22 protein-coding genes are annotated in these 19,663 nt (G+C 62.3%); 8 read left to right on the top strand and 14 right to left on the bottom strand.

Translation table 11 applies throughout. The annotated features are described in order from the left end of the window. Window position 1 precedes the first annotated feature (1 nt). Window positions 2-829: a DUF2306 domain-containing protein gene (locus Q1K29_RS17245; RefSeq protein ID WP_300396514.1), complete on the bottom strand. Its 828-nt coding sequence runs from the start codon at window positions 827-829 to the stop codon at window positions 2-4. 130 nt (window positions 830-959) lie between these two features. Here Q1K29_RS17245 and Q1K29_RS17240 point away from each other — a divergent pair, with 130 nt between their 5' ends. Next, entirely contained in the window at window positions 960-1,994 is a 1,035-nt protein-coding gene (locus tag Q1K29_RS17240) for an AraC family transcriptional regulator (RefSeq protein WP_300396512.1), read from the top strand. On the opposite strand, the gene Q1K29_RS17235 is transcribed toward Q1K29_RS17240, so the two are convergent. From Q1K29_RS17235 to Q1K29_RS17220, 4 genes are all read right to left on the bottom strand, one after another. Further along, on the bottom strand, window positions 1,927-2,331 hold the full coding sequence (locus Q1K29_RS17235) for a DUF1622 domain-containing protein (RefSeq protein ID WP_300396510.1): 405 nt from the start codon (window positions 2,329-2,331) through the stop codon (window positions 1,927-1,929). The genes Q1K29_RS17240 and Q1K29_RS17235 overlap by 68 nt on opposite strands. Window positions 2,332-2,340: 9 nt before the next feature. Next, window positions 2,341-3,396 carry an FUSC family protein gene (locus Q1K29_RS17230; protein ID WP_300396508.1) on the bottom strand — a complete coding sequence of 352 codons (1,056 nt, stop codon included), beginning with the start codon at window positions 3,394-3,396 and terminating at the stop codon, window positions 2,341-2,343. A gap of 83 nt (window positions 3,397-3,479) precedes the next feature. Then, window positions 3,480-4,493 carry an adenosine deaminase gene (locus Q1K29_RS17225; protein WP_300396506.1) on the bottom strand — a complete coding sequence of 338 codons (1,014 nt, stop codon included), beginning with the start codon at window positions 4,491-4,493 and terminating at the stop codon, window positions 3,480-3,482. 5 nt (window positions 4,494-4,498) lie between these two features. After that, window positions 4,499-6,580 carry a S9 family peptidase gene (locus tag Q1K29_RS17220; protein WP_300396504.1) on the bottom strand — a complete coding sequence of 694 codons (2,082 nt, stop codon included), beginning with the start codon at window positions 6,578-6,580 and terminating at the stop codon, window positions 4,499-4,501. Window positions 6,581-7,055: 475 nt separating this feature from the next. Here Q1K29_RS17220 and Q1K29_RS17215 point away from each other — a divergent pair, with 475 nt between their 5' ends. From Q1K29_RS17215 to Q1K29_RS17200, 4 genes are all read left to right on the top strand, one after another. After that, window positions 7,056-7,757, top strand: coding sequence for a hypothetical protein (locus Q1K29_RS17215; protein WP_300396502.1), 702 nt, complete (start codon window positions 7,056-7,058; stop codon window positions 7,755-7,757). Between the two features lie 71 nt (window positions 7,758-7,828). After that, window positions 7,829-8,389 carry a class I SAM-dependent methyltransferase gene (locus Q1K29_RS17210; protein ID WP_300396500.1) on the top strand — a complete coding sequence of 187 codons (561 nt, stop codon included), beginning with the start codon at window positions 7,829-7,831 and terminating at the stop codon, window positions 8,387-8,389. Window positions 8,390-8,402: 13 nt separating this feature from the next. Beyond that, window positions 8,403-9,191, top strand: a complete 789-nt coding sequence (locus Q1K29_RS17205; RefSeq protein ID WP_300396499.1) for a heme-dependent oxidative N-demethylase subunit alpha family protein — start codon at window positions 8,403-8,405, stop codon at window positions 9,189-9,191. Window positions 9,192-9,258: 67 nt separating this feature from the next. Continuing rightward, window positions 9,259-9,696 (top strand): EVE domain-containing protein, encoded by a 438-nt coding sequence (locus tag Q1K29_RS17200; protein WP_300396497.1) that lies wholly within the window; start codon window positions 9,259-9,261, stop codon window positions 9,694-9,696. On the opposite strand, the gene Q1K29_RS17195 is transcribed toward Q1K29_RS17200, so the two are convergent. Genes Q1K29_RS17195 through Q1K29_RS17175 form a run of 5 tightly spaced genes read right to left on the bottom strand, consistent with a single transcriptional unit; the run spans window position 9,693 to window position 13,583 of the window. Beyond that, window positions 9,693-10,385: an aspartate/glutamate racemase family protein gene (locus Q1K29_RS17195; RefSeq protein ID WP_300396495.1), complete on the bottom strand. Its 693-nt coding sequence runs from the start codon at window positions 10,383-10,385 to the stop codon at window positions 9,693-9,695. The two genes, Q1K29_RS17200 and Q1K29_RS17195, sit on opposite strands and share 4 nt — an antisense overlap. A gap of 11 nt (window positions 10,386-10,396) precedes the next feature. Further along, window positions 10,397-10,837 (bottom strand): GNAT family N-acetyltransferase, encoded by a 441-nt coding sequence (locus tag Q1K29_RS17190; protein WP_300396493.1) that lies wholly within the window; start codon window positions 10,835-10,837, stop codon window positions 10,397-10,399. Beyond that, a complete protein-coding gene (locus Q1K29_RS17185) occupies window positions 10,834-11,364 on the bottom strand; it encodes an HAD family hydrolase (protein WP_300396491.1) in 531 nt (176 codons plus the stop codon). Before Q1K29_RS17185 ends, Q1K29_RS17190 begins: the two co-directional genes overlap by 4 nt. Window positions 11,365-11,424: 60 nt before the next feature. Further along, the gene (locus tag Q1K29_RS17180) at window positions 11,425-12,684 is read right to left on the bottom strand and encodes a TCR/Tet family MFS transporter (protein WP_300396489.1); all 1,260 of its coding nucleotides are present in this window, start codon (window positions 12,682-12,684) and stop codon (window positions 11,425-11,427) included. A 41-nt stretch (window positions 12,685-12,725) separates the two neighbouring features. Next, the gene (locus tag Q1K29_RS17175) at window positions 12,726-13,583 is read right to left on the bottom strand and encodes a DMT family transporter (RefSeq protein ID WP_300396487.1); all 858 of its coding nucleotides are present in this window, start codon (window positions 13,581-13,583) and stop codon (window positions 12,726-12,728) included. Window positions 13,584-13,717: 134 nt separating this feature from the next. On the opposite strand from Q1K29_RS17175, the gene Q1K29_RS17170 reads away from it, so the two are divergent. The 3 genes from Q1K29_RS17170 (at window position 13,718) to Q1K29_RS17160 (ending at window position 16,579) form a co-directional block, all read left to right on the top strand. Further along, window positions 13,718-14,284 carry a LemA family protein gene (locus tag Q1K29_RS17170; protein ID WP_300396485.1) on the top strand — a complete coding sequence of 189 codons (567 nt, stop codon included), beginning with the start codon at window positions 13,718-13,720 and terminating at the stop codon, window positions 14,282-14,284. After that, entirely contained in the window at window positions 14,284-15,975 is a 1,692-nt protein-coding gene (locus tag Q1K29_RS17165; protein WP_300396483.1) for a DUF2207 domain-containing protein, read from the top strand. The genes Q1K29_RS17170 and Q1K29_RS17165 overlap by 1 nt, the downstream gene beginning before the upstream one ends. Before the next feature lie 82 nt (window positions 15,976-16,057). Then, a complete protein-coding gene (locus tag Q1K29_RS17160) occupies window positions 16,058-16,579 on the top strand; it encodes a hypothetical protein (protein ID WP_300396481.1) in 522 nt (173 codons plus the stop codon). On the opposite strand, the gene Q1K29_RS17155 is transcribed toward Q1K29_RS17160, so the two are convergent. The 4 genes from Q1K29_RS17155 to Q1K29_RS17140 form a co-directional block, all read right to left on the bottom strand. Further along, window positions 16,576-17,346 carry a crotonase/enoyl-CoA hydratase family protein gene (locus Q1K29_RS17155; RefSeq protein ID WP_300396479.1) on the bottom strand — a complete coding sequence of 257 codons (771 nt, stop codon included), beginning with the start codon at window positions 17,344-17,346 and terminating at the stop codon, window positions 16,576-16,578. The two genes, Q1K29_RS17160 and Q1K29_RS17155, sit on opposite strands and share 4 nt — an antisense overlap. Window positions 17,347-17,358: 12 nt before the next feature. After that, entirely contained in the window at window positions 17,359-18,066 is a 708-nt protein-coding gene (locus Q1K29_RS17150; protein WP_300396477.1) for a DUF4336 domain-containing protein, read from the bottom strand. 4 nt (window positions 18,067-18,070) lie between these two features. Then, entirely contained in the window at window positions 18,071-18,994 is a 924-nt protein-coding gene (locus tag Q1K29_RS17145) for an alpha/beta hydrolase (protein ID WP_300396475.1), read from the bottom strand. Between the two features lie 92 nt (window positions 18,995-19,086). After that, window positions 19,087-19,572: a DUF2165 domain-containing protein gene (locus Q1K29_RS17140; protein ID WP_300396473.1), complete on the bottom strand. Its 486-nt coding sequence runs from the start codon at window positions 19,570-19,572 to the stop codon at window positions 19,087-19,089. Window positions 19,573-19,663 lie beyond the last annotated feature (91 nt).

Here is a 19,663-nt window from a genome sequence, read left to right as displayed (position 1 = left end):
GCTAGTGGAAGGCTGGCAGCCAGAAGATTTGCGCCGCCATGAAGATGCCGAGGGCTGTTGCCGCGCTGACCGTCACCATCCCGCCTGCCATGGCATAACGGGCAGTTGGTGAGCCTCTGTCACGGGCCAGAAGATAAAGCTCCAGAACAAGCAGCGGAATGATGGCGTGTCCGATGCCGAGGAACCGGTCAAACGGGCCGGTCAGGTCCATGGCGCTGCCTGGCATCGTTCCACCCGTGACGCCGGCCCAGAACCCGAAGCCGAGCCTGAAGAACCACACGCCGCTGGCCGCTATGAACAGCCGCATGGCCCAGCGCTGGTGATCTGCGAAGCGGCGCTTGAGGGCAAATCTCAGTGTCATGGCTGCACAGACAAGAATGCAGATCGCATTGATTGTATTGCCCGTCGCAACAACGGCGCCGCCGATAACGCCGCGATGAAAGACGAGGACGAGCGCGCCGGTACTGATCACCAGGGCGACGAGAAGGAAGAGGCGGCCATTCCATCGGTGAAAAGTGCGGAAGCGGTTCCGGATTTGCGGGACGAGCTGAAATGGCGCACCGAAGGTGATGATGAAGGCGAGCAGGACGTGGCTCAGGAACAGGCTGTTGCCGAGCAGGTCGCCATTGATGAAGCCGTGGAAGACGCGGCCATCCATGCGCTCGAAATCGCCCTCGACAGTCGAGACGCCGTAAAAGCCGAGGATATAGGCCGCAAAGGCGGCCTGGCCTATGACGGCGATGACGAACCATAGCGCGCCTGAAAGTTTAAGGAGGCGCAAGGCATCGGGACGCGGGAGGATTGCGGGGCGGAAGGTCAGTTCTGTCATTTTTTGATCTTCTTTTGTGATGTTTTGCAGCAGATTATCGGCGCTGCGCCGTCTGCCCCATGACAGCGGGTTCCAATTTCATGACCTGTGGTAACAATGAGGGTGCGGAGTGACGCCGCGAGGAGGAATGATGGCGGGAGCGACAGTATCGGCTGGCTATGCGAGCGCCTTGCTTGACCTTGCCGTCAACCTGGGCGCTGACCGGGCCCAATTACTCTCGGCAGCGGGGCTAAGCGAAGATGATCTTGAGAAAAGCGAGGCGCGGGTTCCGTTTGACCGGTTCAAGCGCCTGATGCGCGAGGGCAAGAGACTCTCGGGCGATCCTGCGCTCGCCTTGCGCTTTGGCACAGACATCTCGTTCAATGTGTTGTCGATCGTCGGGCTGATCTGCTTTGCCGCGCCGACCATGGATGAGGCCTTCCGGCAGATGAACCGCTATGGCCGGCTGGTGATCGAGGTGGAAGGCGTGGGACGCGAAGACCGCTTTGTCATCGAGCAGCATGGTGGGCGCACCTACATCGTCGACAAGCGGGCCAATGCCAACGCCTTCCCCGAACTGACGGAATCGACACTCGGGCGGTTCATTTGCGGGTTTCGCCGGTTCTTCCCCAAGGTGCCGCTCTATCTGTCCGCAGAGGTCACGCATGCCCGGCCAGACTATGGCGATCTTTATGAGGAGCTTCTCGGCGTGCCGGTCCGGTTCAGCGCCGGGCGCAACACGATGGAAATTGATCCAGCCTATTTCTCAATGTCGATTTCGACCTCGCCCGGCTATGTCTTCGGTACGCTGAGCGAGCATGCCAACGCCCTCCTGAAAAGCCTTGAGGCGTCCGAAACGGTGTCCTCGCAGGTCGAGCGGCGCATGATGGCGGACCTGCACACGGGCGACATCAATATGAGTGCGATTGCGCGGCAGATGGGCATGAGCCGCCAGACGCTTTACCGCCAGCTGAAACAGGAAGGCGCGAGTTTTGACGCCTTGCTGGACGATTTGCGCAAGCGCCTGGCGCTCGACTATCTCGACGGCGAGAAAGTCTCGGTGAACGAGACGGCCTATCTGGTCGGTTTTTCCGATCCGAGTGCCTTCTCACGCGCCTTCAAGCGGTGGACGGGCCAGAGTCCGGGCGCCGGCGCACGCCGATCGCTTCGCTCTCCTCCTGGCTGAGCGCCTCGATCTCCTTGCCGAGGAAATAACTTACGACGGTGCGCACACCCGCCACAATGGCGAGCACGATGACATCATCGAGCGTGCGGTGAACAATGGTAAAGAGGATGTCGGCAACGATCAGGAATTCCAGCGCGGCGAGAATGTAGGTGCCGAGCTTCAGCCGTCCGCGCTGCAGCGCCGTCGTCACGCTGATTGAAGGGGAAAGCAGCCCGGCGCCGACCGTCCAGACAAAGACCAGCGACCCGATGACGAGGATGAACGCCGAGACGAGCTCGATGCCATAGGACAGGGTTTCGAGGAGTGGGCCCAGCCATTCTCCGGTATCAGTGTCCATAGAGCCTCCTCAGGCGGATTGCGCTTGCGCCTTCGGGGCAGGCTTCTCTTTGGGTTGCATGGCCTCGATGAGCCCTGACAGGCTTTCTGCCACCCCATTCAGACCGAAGATGAGGGCGGATGAGTAGACGTGCAGCTCGGCATCGTCGGCTTCATAGGAGACGAGTTTGCGGGCCGATGCCAGGGCGCTCCTGATCTCATCGAGACGCGCCTGCTGGTCGAAATCCCCGTCGGCCAGGCCGTGCGCGATTTCATGGCCGCAAACCTGGACCGTCCGGACGTGCTCATCCAGTCCATCACGGGCACTGGCGGCCTCAGTGGTGTCTTCGGCAATCCGGTTCAGGATGAGGACGGAGTTGTAGAGACGCTCTGTCTTGCTCACTTTTTCTTCCATCTGTTGCCGGTTGCCGAAGCGTATCCCTTCGGCTTCACCGCGCGCGGTTTCAATATTCAAATTGTAGCGGGAGCGTGCATCGCTCGCCTCCTGGCCGGCGCCGCTGAGGCCCTTGATGGCGTTGTCGAGACTGTCCCCGGCGGCGCGAAGCGCTGCGGCCAGATGACGTTGCGCGCGGTTTTTCGCCCTGTCCGGCCAGATCGTCATCGCGATCAGGACACCGATGGCGGCGCCAAGCGCAATGGCGATGGCCCGGTCCTGTACGACCTGAAGCGGTTCGTCTCCCGATCTCAGCGCCAGCGCGACCGCAGCGATCACGCCATAGGCCCAGTCAGGACGAAGACCCGCGATGGCGTTCATGACGAAGACGGAAATACCAAGAGCAGCCGCCGTCCCATAGCCATCCGGCAAGGCGAACAGACAGGCGACACCAACGCCGGAGCCGACCAGTGTGGCCAGGACGCGGCTTGTGGCCTGGCCGAACGTATTACCGACACTGGGCTGCATGACGAAAATGGCGCCCAGGATCCCGATGAATTTCTCGGGAAGGCTGAGCGCTTCCATGGCGGAGAAGGTGAGCGCTGCCGCGAGCGAGGATTGCAGGGCAAGTCGCGCGGCGCTTATCACTTTCTGGCGTGAAATGTTTGTCGGCAGGAAATCCTTCGGCGACATTCTTCATCTATCCGGTCGGCTTGGTTTACCAAGCGATCAGAGACGGCAGAGTTCCATCCGCCGGCGTGGTTCCCGGCGGACTGTCAGTGAGAGGCGGCGATGCGGTCGATCTCGGCGAGATGCTCGCGCTGCTGGTCCGGCGACAGGAAGGAGCCGGTGAAGCTGTTCTTCGCCAGGGTGATGACGTGTTCGCGCGTCAGGCCGACAGCCCTGGCCGTCTCGCGGAAGTTCTGGTTCACATAGCCGCCGAAATAGGCCGGGTCATCCGAGTTCACCGTGGCCTTTAGCCCAAGCTCCAGCATCCGCTTCATGGGATGGTCTTTCAGGTCATCCACCACGCAGAGCGAGAGATTTGACAGCGGGCAGACCGTCAGCGTCAGCCCGGCATCCCGGATACGGGCGACCAGCGCCTCATCCTCGAGCGAGCGGTTGCCATGGTCGATCCGGTCGACCTTGAGCCCGTCGACGGCCTCCCAGACATAGGCGGGCGGGCCTTCCTCGCCGGCATGGGCGACGAGTTTCAACCCGCGTTCGCGAGCCGCCTCATATATGCGGGCGAATTTGGAGGGCGGGTGCCCCATCTCGGAACTGTCGAGGCCGATGCCATGAATCCGGTCGAGCCATGGCTCGGCCTGTTTCCAGGTCTCGAACGCTTCGTCTTCCGGGAGGTGGCGCAGGAAGCACATGATCAGCCGGTAGGTGATGCCGTACTTTTCCTCTGCCGCATCAAGGGCTTTCAGGATGCCATTGATGGGGACCTCGAAGGGAAGGCCGCGTCCGGTATGGCCCTGTGGGTCGAAGAAGACCTCGACATGGCGGACATTGTCGGCCGCCACGCGCTGCAGGTAGGCGTCCGTCAGATCGTGGAAATCAGCTTCGGTCTGCAGGACCGACATGCCCTGATAGTAGATGTCGAGAAAGTCCTGCAGGTTGGAGAAGCTGTAGGCGGCGCGGACCTCGTCCAGCGTCCTGAACGGGATATCGACGCCGTTGCGCGCGGCAAATTCCATGAGCTGCTCAGGCTCGAGACTGCCTTCGAGGTGAAGGTGCAGCTCGGCCTTGGGCAGCGCATCGATCAGGGCATCGAGGTCCGCCATGGGCGCTATTCCGCGTCCGTTTCGTTGGCCTCGTCCTCATCCTCAAGGGCCGGGTCGTACATCTCGAACCACCCCATGATGTTGTCGGTCTTTGCGATCAGGCGGCTCGGACGGCTCGCGATATAGTGCGGGGAGCCGGGCACGCGGATGAGGGCGGTGTCGACGCCGACCTGCTTCAGGCCGGAATAGAACTGTTCGGCCTCCCAGGCGGGCGTGCGCCAGTCTTCCTCGCCGACCATCATCAGCGTCGGCGTGGTGACATTGCCGACATAGTTGATCGGCGACAGGGCAAGGAATTTCTCGGGTTCATCCCAGGGGTTGGCGCCGATCCAGTGCTTGTTCACATAGACGCCGATATCGCTCGCAAGCCCCATCGTCATCCAGTTGATGACCGGCTTGATCGAGGCGGCCGCCGCGAAACGGTCTGTCTTCGTGACGGTCCACGCGGTGAGGATCCCGCCGCCTGAGCCGCCCGTGATGAAGAGGCGGTCCTCATCGACATAGTCGCGCGCGACCAGCTCATCGACGACGCTCATCAGGTCATCATAGTCATTGCCCGGATATTTCTTGTCGATCAGCTGCGCGAATTCCTCGCCATAGCCGGTCGAGCCACGCGGGTTTGACCAGACGGTGACATAGCCTTCGGCGGCATAGCGCTGGATCTCGGCGGCGAAGAACGGCCCGTACATGGCGAAGGGGCCGCCATGAATTTCGAGGATCATCGGGAAGGAACCATCGGCGGTGAAGTCTGGCGGCAGCGCGACCCAGGCCTCGATCTCGCGGCCATCGGCGCTGGACGAGACCTTGATCTCCTCGATGCTCGCCATGTCGAGATAAGGGATCACATCGGCATTGAGCGCGGTGAGCACCCGGTCATCGACATTGCGGCCCGCGACGGCGACTTCGGATGGCGTATTCGGAGAGCCTGCTGTGTAAGCGAAGACGGGCCGGTTTGTGTCCGATACGGAGAAGTCAGCGCCGGCATAAGGCCGGCCAATCGAGGTTCCGCCAAGCCCGGTGATAGCGATGCTGGTGGCGCCATTCATGCCGATCTCGAAGACATCCATATTGCCGGCATTCTCGATCAGAGAGTAGAGGCTGCGGCCATTCTGCGCCCATTCGACCTGGCCGAATTCGCGGTCGAGATCTGCGGCGAGTTCGCGGACATTCGAGCCGTCAGCGTCCATCAGATAGAGATTGGCTTGCTGGTAAGCCATGACTTCATCGTCATAGCCGCGGAAGGCGATTGTTTCGCCATCCGGAGAGACGACCGGCCCATAGTCCGGGCCGACCCGGCTGGTCAGCGGACGGACCGACTGGTCGGAGAGCTCGATCGCATAGATCTCGCTTTCGACCGGCTGCATATCGCGGTCCTCATCGAGATTGCCGCTGGCGAGCAGCGTATCATCGTCGAGCCAGACGGGCGGTGAGAAGCCGCCTTCATCATCGGTGATCTGGCGCGGCGAACCGCCATCGGCCGAGAGTACGAAGATCTGGTCATAGCCGTCTTCGAGATAGCCCGCGCCATCGAAGCGGAAGGTGAGGTCATCATAGACCTTGACCGGCTCGTTCCATTCGGCGCCTTCAGGCTGGTCGATCGGGGTCGCGAAGCTTGGCTTGTCCTCGGCGACGAACATGGAGAAGGCGATCATCTCGCCATTCGGCGACCATTCCGCGCCGGAGGCGCCTTCCTCAAGCTGGGCGAGCGAGAAACTGTCGCCGCTATCGAGATAGAGGAGGCGAAGCTCTGGCTTGCCATCATTGGAGGTCGTGTAAAGCAGACGCGTGCCATCCGGTGACCAGACCGGGCTGCTTGCGGAGGAACCGCCATTCACGAGCGGGCGCTGCTGGCCGGTCTTCACGTCTATGATCCAGAGATCACCGCGGTCCTGATCCTTGCGGATGTCCATGGAGTGGCGGACATAGACGATCTTCGAGCCATCCGGAGAGATCCGGGGCGAGGTCGCATATTCGAGGTCGAAGACACGCTCGGCGGTGAACCGGCGGCTGTCATCGCCTGTGTCCTGCGCCATCGCTGGCAGTGTCGCCGCAAGCGCAAGCGCGGCCATGCAATATAGGCGTTTCATGAAAACCTCTCCATCGGACCAGAATTGAGCCGCTAGCATGCGCCGCCAGCGCAGAGGTGACAAGGTGCGCCGGATGTGACGCATCTGCCCACCAGAGAGGCAGACTGCAATAAACTGTATTGACTGCTATATAAAAGCTTGACGATAGCAGGCTATCACCAGATATGTCCGCCACTGGCTTGTTCAGCGTCCTCCCAGACCAAAGCCAGTCTCCTGCTCCCACACGTGTCCGGGAGCAGTTGAAGACTTGATGGCGGGGTCCTTTGTGGGCCCCGCTTTTTTTTCTGCGCTTCAAGCTGTCCCTGTGTCCGCGGGCAACGGGGCATGGCTCTCGCGCGTTCTTCACCCGCGATGCAGCTTTGCCTCAGAAACGGCAAAAATCCCCAGCATCCACAATGACGTGTTTGGTAAAAGCTGGCGCTGCGCTACAAGTTTTCGCGATGAGGCGCATGCTGGCAAAAAGTGAAGGTGACGGATGGGACTGATCTGGTGGATCTTGCCTGCGCTGGCCGGTGTGGTCGGGCTGATGCTGACCTTTGCAGGTCTCGGCCGGCTGATGAAGCTGCGCCTGGCGGCGGGCGGGCTGCGTTTCCTGTTCGGTGTCGGCTTCCTTGGCGCGGCTGGTATCGGCACGTTCGCCGGCCTCAACCTGCAGACCTACAAGCGGCTGACCTATGAGCGCCCGGTTGCGCAGGTGAGCTTCGATCAGGTTGCCGGCGAGGACAATGCCTATCGCGTGAAGGTCAATCTCGCCGAGGGGGACGCGGTGACCTGCTTTGTCAGCGACGGCAGCGAGGAAGACTGCCTCCTGCGCGGCGATGAGTTCTCGATGGGCGCGCGCATCATCACCTTCGAGCCGATGGCCAACATGCTCGGCTATGACAGCGTCTATCGCCTCGAATACATGGAAGGGCGCAATTCCAAGCGCTACAACACCGCCACGATTTCCGAAGCCACTACAAACGGCCTCGCCCTGTCGCAAAATCCCGGCCTCGACGTTTACGCCCTTGCCAGGGAAGAGGGGACACGCTTCGGTATGGACGGGACGCAATTCGGCTCGGCGGTCTATGCGCCGATGGGCGACGGGCTTTCCTATGACGTCGTCCTGACGCAGGATGCGCTGACATTGAAGCCTGGCAATGCGCTGACAGCCCAGGCGATGGACCGGAGGGACTGAAGCCGATGAATCTGTGGGAGAGATATGTCGTTCCCCCACTGGTCTCCTGCGCCTGTTCGACAAAACCGATCATGAAGCAGCGTGCCAAGGTTGTGCCGCGCGCCGATGGCCGGGTGCTGGAAATCGGGTGCGGATCAGGCACAAATTTCGACTTCTATTCGCATGCCGACATCGAGCGTCTCTTCGCGATCGATCCGTCGGAAGGCATGATCAAGCGTGCGCAGAAGAAGGCCGGAGACCTGGGCTGGGGCGACAAGATTGAATTCATGCAGACGGGGGCAGAAGCCGTGGAGCTGGAGGACAACTCCATCGACACGGTCGTCATCACCTTCGTGCTTTGCTCCATTCCCGACTGGGAGGCCGCGCTGCGCGAAGCGAGGCGTGTCCTGCGCCCGGACGGGCAGGTCCTGTTCTCGGAACATGGCCTCTCGCCGGACGAAGGGGTCGCCAAATGGCAGCGCCGCATCGAGCCTGTCTGGAAGCCGCTGGCCGGCGGTTGCCATTTGACCCGTGACACGGGCCGGATGCTGACCCAGTCGGGTTTCGCGCTGGAAGGCATGGAGACGATGTACCTTCCCAATACGCCAAAGATTGCCGGCTTTGTGAGCTGGGGGTCGGCTCGTGTCGCATAGGCGCCCGCCCTATATGCCATTCCTGACAGGGCCACCCGAAGTCACGCCTGGCCTGCGCCCCATCCCGGAAAGCAAGTGGCTGCTACCCGACACCGAGGCCGAGGCCTGGCTGCCGGGCAAGCGCATCATCATGGCGACGCGTCCGCACGATACCGTGCTTGGCGACACCGATGGCGAGCATGCCCGTGAGCTGCTGTCGCTGGTCGGTGAAGCCGTCGGGGATTCTGCCCATCACAGCTGGGACAATGCGCTCGAGGCGGCCGCCTCGCTCGTCTCCGACGATCTCTGCCTGCTCGAACAGGATGATGAGGGGGACTGGCTGCTAACGGCCGCTGTGGTCGCTGCGCCGACATATTGGTGGCTGGACGAGCAGATCGGCCAGACACTGTTCGAGCTACACAATCCTGTCCCCGGCGGCGATCCGGAACTGGCGACCCGTATCAATCGCATCTTTGACAATCTCCAGCCCGGCAAAGTGCTCGAACGGTTCAACTGGACGATCCAGGCCGAAGGCACACGCCATACGCCGGAGCGCCCGAGCGCGACCGGGATCGAGCCGGAGCAGCTCTTCCTTCGGGTGGAGCGCCAGACCATCCGCAAGCTGCCTGAGACGGACGCGATCTGTTTCACGATCCGCGTCTGCATGGACCCGCTGATGCCGATGCTGGCCGACCCCGATATCCGCGAAGCCTTCGAGGATGCCTGGATCGGCACTGCGCCGGAAATCCGCGCCTATAAGGGCTGGGACCAGCTGGAACCACTGGTGCGCCAGGCCTGCCGGCAGTCGGCTGGCGCGTCATGAGGACCGGTCGCATTCTTCGCAAACTGCGTTAAGTGAAGCGCGTAGCTGAAGATTCGACGGAGGTTTCATGGCGTACTGGCTGTTCAAGTCCGAACCGTTCAAATGGGGCTGGGATGCCCAGAAGAAGGCGGGCAAGAAAGGCACCGAGTGGGACGGGGTTCGCAACTATCAGGCGCGCAACTTCATGCGTGACATGAAGAAGGGCGATCTCGGTTTCTTCTATCACTCCAACAAGGGGCTTGAGGTCGTCGGCATTGTCGAAATCTGCGCCGAGAGCCATCCGGACTCCACCACCGATGACGAGCGGTGGGATTGCGTCGATATCCGCGCCGTCACCGACATGCCAAAGCCAGTCACGCTGAAGGATGTGAAGGCGAACGAAAAGCTCGAGGACATGGCGCTCGTCACCAGCTTCCGGCTGTCGGTGCAGCCGGTGAAGGAAGACGAGTGGATGGAAGTCTGCCGTATGGGCGGGCTTAACGGAAAGACGCTGAAACCGCTCTAGGCCAGCGCCCTGTCCAGCGCGATCTCACAATGGATGCGGGCCGTGTCGTAGACGGGCAGCACCGAGTTGCTGCCATCCAGCAACATGCCGATTTCCGTGCAGCCGAGGATGACGCTGTCAGCGCCTGCCGCGGCGTGGCGGGCAACAATTGCGATATAGGCGCCTCGGCTCTCTTCCCGCACCACGCCGTTCACGAGTTCCTCGAAGATGATCGAATGGATGAGTTCGCGCTCGGCGGCCGAGGGGATGATCACGTCCATTCCATGGTCGTTAATCAGCCGGCCTTTGTAGAAATCCTGCTCCATCGTGTAGGCGGTGCCGAGCAGGAGCGGCTTTGACCGGCCGTCTGCTTTCAGCTTTTCCGCCGTCGCATCGGCGATATGGAGGAAGGGGACGGTAAGCGCGTTCTCGATGGCGCTTGCGCAGCGGTGCATCGTATTGGTCGCGAGGATGATCAGATCGGCGCCAGCCGCTTCAAGCCCTTTTGCCGCGCGGGCGAGGTGCTCCCCGGCCTTCTCCCATTCTCCCGCCTTCTGCATCGCCTGGATCTCACCGAAATTCATCGAGGCGATGAGGCAGTCTGCAGTCGCCAGCGGCCCGAGCGCATGCCGGGCACCTTCATTCAGCAGCCGGTAATAGATCACCGTGCTCTCCGGGCTCATCCCGCCAAGGATGCCGATACGTTTCATGGGCCTCCGGCTCACCGCTGATACTTGATGAAGGGCGTGCGTTTCGCGACCTGGTCGTAGAGCATCCGCCCGCGATAATTGAATTCCTGCGTCATCCAGTAGACCGACGGCATGCCGCGCCGGTCGGCCTCGTCATAGACGGCCTGGATCAGCGCGCGCCCGACCCCGCCGCCGCGCACATCCGGTGAGACGAACAGGTCCTGCAGGTAGCAGACATCCTCGATGCGCCAGCAATGATGGTGGAAGATATAGTGGACGAGGCCCTGAGGGGTGCCATCGACCTCAGCGAGGAAGCCCGCCATTTCCGGCATTTGCGGATCGAGCAGGCGGGCAAAGGTGGCGCGGTAGACCTCTTCGGCGACCTCGGTCTCGTAATAGTCGAGATAGCCGGTCCAGAGGCGACGCCAGTCAGCCTTGTCGCTGGCTTCCAAAGGGCGAACCTTGAGACTCATCCACGCACTCCATCCTCGAAACTTGCCAGCGCCCATTCCGCGAAGGTGGCGATATTGCCGCCGGTGAACAGGAAGGACCCGACACCCGCCGCGCGCGCGGCTTCCATGTCGGTCGGCTTGTCGCCGATCAGGAAACTCTGTTCGCGATTGACCGGAAACTCGGCCATGGCCTGCAGCAGCATGCCAGGGCCGGGCTTGCGGTCGATGCTGGCCTTGCGATAGCGCGCGACCTCGCCTTCCTCATGCCAGGGCGCGTGGTAGAAGCGGTCGATGGCCGTGCCGTGGGCAGCAAGTTCTTCGGTCATATGGGCGTGCAGAGTCTGCATGTCCTCTTCGGTATAGAGGCCGCGGGCGATGCCGGACTGGTTGGTCACCACGAAGACATACCAGCCGCGCGCCTTGAAGTTCTTCACACAGTCGATGGCGCCTTCGATCCACTCGAAATCCTCGACCCGGCTGACATAGCCACGGTCGACGTTGAGCACGCCGTCGCGGTCCAGGAAGAGGGCAGGGTGTCGGATGGTCATCTCAGCTTGCGTGCATAAACGAGTCCATCCCGATGGGCCATATGCGAAGCGGCCGTGTGCCTATTCGGCCGGTGCGAGACTTGCCACCTCTTTCCGGTTGGCCCGGACGCCAAGGAAGAAGGGGATCAGGGACAGGCCAGTGAGGATCGCAGCCAGCAGGAAGGCCGCGCCGGGGAAATAGACCGGCGCGTCGGCGGCAGAAAATGTGTGCAGCGTCTGCGTCATCAGCAGGGGGGCGAAGATGACGGAAAAGGCGTTCAGGCTTGCAGTGGCGCCCTGCAGTTCGCCCTGCGCATTCCGGGGTGTGAGGCCCGACATGACCTGGTTCAGCGACGGGCCGAAGACCCCGCCAAGCGCGCTCAATGGAATGATCGCATAGATCATCCAGCCGCTCACGGCGAGCGAGAACAGGGTCAGTGAGAACACTGTGATGACGATGCCGCCAAGCGCGGTCCGGACCGGTCCGAACCGCTTGATGGAGGGGCCGATCAGCACGACCTGCGTCAGCGCCGACCCGAGGCCGACAGCGGCAAGCGACAGGCCAATCTGTGCTTCCGACCAGTTGTAGCGAATGTCGGCATAGAAGTTCCAGGTCGACGGGAAGACGCTGTGGGCGAACTGGAAAATGCCGAAGGCCACGATAAACCAGGCCACCTTGGGGAGCCGCGAGAAGTGTTTCACCGCCCCGAACGGGTTTGCGCGCGTAATGTTGAAGGCCCGCCGATCTTCTTTTCGCAGCGATTCCGGCAGGACGAAAGCGCCGTACAGGAAGTTCAGGATGGACAGTGCCGCGGCACCGAAGAAGGGCAGGCGCGTATCGATCGAGCCGAGAAAGCCGCCCAGGGCCGGGCCGAGGATGAAGCCGATCCCGAATGCCGCGCCGATCATGCCGAAGGCCTTGCCGCGTTCCTCCGGTTCGGTGACGTCGGCAATATAAGCGTTGGCGGTCGAGAAGGTGGCCGATGAAATGCCGGTCAGCGCCCGGCCGACAAAGAGCAGCCAGACAGAATCTGCCAGCCCCATGATGATGAAGTCGATGCCGAGCGTCGCGATGGAGACCAGCAGCACCGGGCGCCTGCCGAACCGGTCCGACAGGTTGCCGATGGTCGGCATGGCGACGAAATTGAGGAGGCCATAGGTCGCCATCAGATAGCCGGCGATGACAATGGTTTCCTCCGCCGGATTGCCTGTCAGCTCTTCCAGCAGAGACGGCATGACGGGGATGATGATGCCGAAGCCGATCATGTCCATCGCCACGCAGACGATGACGAACAGGAAGGCGTTCTTCCCATGCTTTCGGGTGGCGGGGGCCTCGGTCATGCTGCAGGGCAATGGCGAGGATTGCCGGGTTCGTCAATCGCTCACTGCTGAGGCTTGCGCCGCACAAGGCTCGCCAGGGCGACGCCGCTGAGGATGAGGGCCGTGGCCAGAAGAAAGCGCACAGTCAGCGGTTCGGACAGGAAGACGACGCCGCCGACTGCAGCAATGGCGGGTACGGTGAGCTGGGCGATTCCGGCGAGGCTCGCACTGAGATCGCGAAGGGCGGCGTACCAGATTGCATAGCCAAGCCCGGAGGTGACCGCGCCGGAGGCAAGCGCATAGCCGATGCCCGGCCAGCTCGGCGTGGCTTCGTCGATGATCAGGAATGCCGGAATGGAAAGCGCGAGGACGATGACCCCGGCGCGCAGGAAGTTGCCGGCGGTTTGCGCGGTCGGCTGGCGCTGCCCGCGTCCGCGAAGGGAATAGACGCCCCAGGCGACCCCGGCGATGGCCATCAGCGCTGCGCCCTGAAGAGGCGGTGCTTCCAGTCCCGGCAGCAGCAGCCAGACCAGGCCGGCGAGCGCCAGCATCAGGCCCACCCAACGCTGCGCGGAAAGCCGCTCACCCGAAGCAAGCCCCCAGCCGATCATGGTGATCTGGACAAGCGCGAACAGGATCAGCGCGCCGGTTCCCGTGGCGAGCGTCAGATAGGCGATGGAAAAAGCCGCCGCATAGACGAAGAGCGCCAGCCCGGAGGCCCAGCTGCCCGACTGGATCGCGCGAACCGGCGACGCGATGACGCCCAGCACCACCGCCCCGGAGACGATGCGCAGCAGGGTGAAGGTCCAAGGTCCGGCCTCGCCTGTTGCCATGGCCAGCCGGGCAAGCACGGAGTTTGCGGCAAAGGCCGTCATGGCGAGCGCCGTGACAAGGAAGAGGCGAAGCGGGAACGCGGTCATCCGGTCCCGATGCCGCAGATCGGCGCGGCTGGCCAGAGGCAGTGCTGGCCTGCACCGTATTTCCGCCCTTAACAGGCCCGGCAAACTCGCCGATAGTCGCCGTCTCGACACCAGCGGAGACGAGGGGACCTGCGATGGTTGCACTGATTGTCATTGGCGTGATCGCGCTTGTTGCGCTCATCGGCCTCATCGTCGTCTACAACCTGCTCGTCGGCAAGCGCCAGATGGTCCGCAATGGCTGGGCCGATATCGACGTGCAGCTGAAGCGCCGGGCCAATCTCATCCCGAGCCTGGTCGAGACGGTGAAGGGCTATGCCGCGCATGAGCGCCAGCTCTTCGAGGAGGTGACTGCCAAGCGCGCCCAGGCCCAGCAGGCCGGAGACGATGCAAAGGCGCGGGGCGCCGCCGAGAGCGAACTGTCGCGGCCGGTCGGCAAGCTGATGGCGGTGGCCGAAGCCTATCCCGACCTCAAGGCCAGCGACAATTTCCGCCAGCTGCAGGAGGAGCTGTCCGATACAGAGACCAAGATCGAGATGGCGCGTCGCTTCTATAATGGTGCCGTGCGCGAGATGAACACGCTGATCGAGAGCTTCCCGTCCAATCTCGTCGCCGGGCCGTTTGGTTTTCGTCAGGCTGAGTTCTTCGAGATCGAGACCTCCGAACGCGCGCTGCCCGATGTCGAGTTCGGAGGCACGGCCTGATGGTGCGACTGCTGATCGCCTGTCTTGCTGCCGCGCTCCTGTCGCTCGGCGCCGCGGCGCAGGAGCTTATCAACCGCTTCGATGTCAGCATCGAGGTCGAGCAGGATGGCGACATCCTCGTCACTGAGACGATCACGGTCACGGCCGAAGGTAACCGGATCCGGCGCGGTATCTTCCGCGACCTGCCACGCTATTTCATGAATGACGGCGACAAGCTTCGCTATGACTACGACATCCTCTCGATCCAGCGCGATGGCGAGAAGGAGCCTTATGACACCGACACGGTTGGTAATGCCTGGCGTATCCGCATTGGTGACGAGGATGTTTTCCTGTCGCGTGGCGAGCATGCCTATGTCCTGCGCTACCGCGTGAAGAACGAGGTTCGCTACGGCGAAGCGTTTGACGAGCTATTCTGGAACGTCACCGGCAGTTACTGGAATTTCCCGATCCTCGTGGCGACCGCGCGCGTGACGCTGCCGGAAGGCGCTGAGCTGCTTGAGCAGAACGGCTATACCGGCGGATATGGCGACCCCGGGTCGGCCTATCGGTTCAGCCGGGACGGGGACGCTTATGTCTTCGAGACCACCGAGCCACTGGGCGTGGAAGAGGGGCTGTCGATCTCCCTGACGTTCCCGAAAGGCGTCATCGATCCGCCAAGCATGTCGGACAAGACATGGCTCTGGTGGCAACGTTACGGCGCCGTTGTCATTCTGCTGGCGTCGCTGGTCGGGGTCTTCTATTTCCTTTACCGGTCGTGGCGGTCGGTGGGCGTCGATCCGCCCAAAGGCCCGGTCTTCCCGCGCTATGAGGCGCCGAAGGGCTATTCCCCGGCGGCCGTGCACCACATCTACCATCGCGGATTCCATGACCATGACGCGCTGATCGCGACGCTGGTCAATCTTGGCATCAAGGGCCGTGTTGATATCGATGCCGGGGACAAGAAGAAGACGGTGCTGACGCCAAAACCCGGCAGTGAGGCCGCGCTCGCTGGCGAAGAGGCGCTGCTCGACCGCAAGCTGCTCGCCGACGGGCCGGTGACGCTCGGCGACAAGTACAACAGGGACTTCACCAGCGCCTATTCGAGCTTCCGCAAGCGTGTGTCGCGCAAGTTCGGTTCGGACTATTTCAAATGGAATGTCGGCTACACGATCTTTGCCGTCGTGCTGTCAGGCGCAGCGATTGTCTGGGCGATCGTGCAGGCGACAGGCTGGTCCCCGGTCCTGTTCGGGCTCGTCCTTGCGATCGTCCTGATGAATGGCGTTTTCATGTACCTGATGCCCGCCCCGACGCCGAAGGGCCAGGATGTCCGCACCGAGATCGAGGGCTTCAAACTCTACCTTGAAAAGGCTGAGAAGCTGCAGCTGAATGTGGCCGAGGTCGGCTCCGGCCAGGAGCCGCCGATGACGGTGGAGCGCTACGAGACCTTCCTGCCCTATGCCATCGCGCTCGGCGTTGAGAAGCCGTGGACGGAGCATTTCGAGAAAGTGCTCCCGCAAGAGGCAGCGGCCTACAATCCGGGCTGGAGCCATATGGGCCGCCATTCAAGCTTCTCGAGCATGAACAAGGCGATGGTCTCAACGATGAGTTCGGCGGTGTCGAGCTCGATGCCGCAAAGCTCCTCCTCATCCGGGGCAGGCGGCGGTGGCTTTTCTGGCGGCGGCGGTGGCGGCGGCGGCGGTGGCGGCTGGTAAGCAGCCTTCGTCGCCTAAAATTTACTTGCCGAAATTACCTGAAGTGGCATCAATTCCACTCTCAATAAAAAGGGAGGGAACTATGATCTGCAAAAGTATTGTGGCGGCAGGCCTTGTATCCAGTGCATGGAGTGTCGCTGCGTCAGCTCAGAACAGTGGAGCAGAGCCTGGTCCATTTGTCGGTGTATATTTCTCCGATTATACGGTCGAGTTCATCGACGGCACACCTTGCCAGGACATCCTCGATGCCGGATTCGTGACCACCTGTAATTCCAGTCAGCTGGTGATGGTGAACGCAGACGGGACAGCACAGACTGCCGATAACAATGCGTCTCCGAACGCTCGCAGCGACTCGATGGGTATCTGGGACTCGCCAACGGCAACAACGTTCCGGTCACGTATGGTGACGATCTATTATGATGAAGACAGCCGGGCCCAGACTTTTGATGTTGTCGAGAGTCGCTCTCGCGCTGTGAGAGGCGGTCGAGGTACCGAAGGCACCTTCGAGGCCCGAAACTACAATGTTGGCCAAAATCCCTTCAATCCGGACGAGATACCCAATTTCGTGAATACGGGTATCTTTGAAACGAAGAAGCTTCGCTAGAACGCGCCGTGCCGGCCCTTGCCGGACTTGAAGGCGCTGGCGCTCTCGACGGTTTCACCTGAGCGGATCACGTCCATCCCGCCGGTGATTTCCGTTCTCAGTGCGGTTTCCTCATCGAGGCTCCACTGATCGAGTGCGGAGCGGCGGTCGGTGCGCATGCAGAGCTGCGGGAAACCGGCGATCTGGCGGGCGAGGTCTTTTGCTGCCTCCAGCGCGCCGCCCGCAGGCGCGCGCCGGTTGGCCAGCCCCATCGCCATCGCCTCGTCGGGGCCGACTTCCCGGCCGGTCAGGATCATGTCCATGGCATGCGACTGGCCGATCAGGCGCGGCAGGCGGATGGTCCCGCCATCGATCAACGGCACGCCGAAGCGCCGGCAGAAGACGCCAAAGCGCGCGGTCTCGGAGGCCACACGCAGGTCGCACCAGGCCGCCAGTTCCAGCCCGCCGGCCACCGCATAGCCCTCGACCGCCGCAATGACAGGCTTCGACAGGCTTAACCGGCTCGGCCCCATCGGGCCCATATCGCCCTTGGGTGTCGTGACATTGCCCCGGCCTTCAGAGACAGCCTTGAGATCGGCCCCGGCGCAGAAATTCCCGTCCGCGCCGGTCAGGATGGCGACCGACAGTGCGTCATCGCCATCGAAAGCCTTGAAGGTGTCATACAGCGCCTGCGCGGTGTCACGGTCGACGGCATTGCGGGCCTGCGGACGATTGATGGTGACGGTGAGGATGTCATCGTCGCGGTCTGTAATGACGGCGTCAGTCATGGGATAAATCCTTCAGTCCTTGATCAGCCATGAGAAAGCGCGGCGCAAGAAGAGGCCTGCATCCTCATCGACCCATTCGCCATGCGCCATGATCACGCGCCGGGGCTTTGCAGCGATGATCCTGGCGATCGCGCGGCGGGCCGGCTCGCGGTTCCACCAGGACAGCCGCCACTCCAGTGGCGCGTGGCCCTTGCCTTCGGTGATGCCCCAGAGACCCGCAATCCAGCGCTGCCAGCCTTTCCAGTGGCGTTTGAGAAAGCCCTCGCTGAAATGCTCCGACAGATCGGCAAAGATGGCGGTGTGCGTCGGCTCATGCAGGAAAGCGATCTCATCCATGAAGAAGGAGCCGCGAAACCAGGCCTGGCTGATGACGCCTTGCCAGGCCTCTGGCGGGGTGTCTTCCAGCGCCGCTTCGAAAGGCAGGTCCTTGCACTTCTTTATCGTCGCGGCCGGTCCCCAGAGCTTTGCCTCGGGCCAGGCGTGGTGCCACTGGCCGAGAAACAGGTAGTGGATCGCGTTCGGGCTGACGAGGTGCGCGACCGGGCCGAGGGCCTCGACCTCGCTTTTCAGCGCATCGGTTAGCTCGATGGGCGACCAGACCCACAGCGTCCCGTCCGGCAGGCGGACCACGACCATCCGCGTCGGATAGGGGAAACCGTGGAAATCCACCACCGGGCCTTCAGCCAGCCAGAGGTCCTTGTCGATCGCCTCAAGGGTCATCCGTTCAGCCGGCGTCGGCGCGCGCCTCTTCCGGCACGTGCTTGCCGAGGAAGGGGACGATCCGGTTAAGCAGGACCGGGACCATCTTCTGCGGCAGATCGTGGCCCCATTTGTCGATGATCTCGATCTCGGCGCCCGGCACGCGGTCGGCGATGTCGCGCCCGCAATCAGGCTTGATCAGCGGGTCGGCGCCGCCATGCAGGACGAGGGTCGGATGCTTGATGCCGGAGAGGCGCTCATGCCAGCGCGGCTGGGCGAGGATAGCAGCGTATTGCCGGGCCACACCCATCGGCCGGTCGGAGCGGTTGAAATCGGCCATGGCGGCGGCGCGGATATCCGGATCGGTATCGCGGATGCCCTCGACCGAGCCGATAGCCTTGCGCGACTGGATGGCGAGATCCCCGATCACCTCAGCGGTGCGCATCTCGGGTACGGCGGTGAGTGCGGCCTGGGCTTCAGGATCGGCCTGCGGCAGGCCGGGGGCGCCGGAGGTGGTCATGACCGGGATCAATGTGCGGACACGGTCCGGGTGGTTGAGCGCCATCAGCTGCACGATCATCCCGCCCATGGACGCGCCGAGCACATCTGCCTTGTCAGCGCCAAGCGCCTCGATCAGGCCGGCGGCATCAGCGGCCATGTCGTCGAGTATGTAGGGCACTTTCTCATGCATCGCTTCGCCGGCGGCGATACCCTTCACGATGTCCTTCGGCGCGGGCGGGACCTCGTTTGTGAACTCGGTCGAGAGACCGATATCGCGATTGTCGAAGACGACGACACGGCGCCCGGCATCGACCAGCCCGTCGATAAAAGCCTGCGACCAGCGCGTCAGCTGCCCGGAGAAACCGGACACGAGCAGCATGAGCGGATCGTCCTTCGATCCGAATTCCATGTACTCGATCTCGATTCCATTGGTTTTCGCGCGCGCCATGGCTCTCCTCCTGACATTGTTTTCGAAGACACTAGGCGCGCGCGTGTAAACCTCAAGGACCCCTTTGAAACTAAGCGGTCAGGTGAGGGGCGTCAGTCGTCTCTCTGGTTCAGGAAGAGAAGGACGAGCGCGCTTGCGCCATGATACATGAAGGCGCCTTCGAATGAGCCGATCCCGACCTGGCTCTGCCACATCTGCAGCAGCGCGGCGCCGAAGACCTGGAAGAAGCCAAACCAGACGATGATCGCGATCCCGCAGCCGAGGACAGCCCATTTCTTCGAGGCGTTGAACTGTTCTGCCGGCGCGCCGGCGGCCTTGTGCATGTCGAAGGCCCCCTTGAAGCAGACCAGTCCGACAAGCAGTTCGCCCGCCATGATGACAATGAGCGCAACAGTGACAAGCGCAGGCGATTCAATCGCCGGAATGACGAGATTCGGGTAGGCCGGACTGTCGGCCTGGCCCAGCACGGCGCCGACAGCGCCTTGTGCATATTCGAAATTCACCGCGTTCGAGATGAAGTAGAACAGGCCCTGAAGCCCGACGAGAATGACGAATACGATTTTCAGATAGCGGATCACGATAGTCCTCCCCCTGGGTCGTTATCGGCTCCGGTCGTTTCCGGAGCCAACTGACAGGTTTCGGGGAGGGCAGCTGGCGCGCTTTTTTATC

The sequence above is a fragment of the Henriciella sp. genome, assembly GCF_029937755.1.
Taxonomy (GTDB): Bacteria; Pseudomonadota; Alphaproteobacteria; order Caulobacterales; family Hyphomonadaceae; genus Henriciella.
The sequence above is the reverse complement of the archived record's forward strand: the minus strand, read 5'-3'. Positions and strand labels throughout refer to the sequence as shown.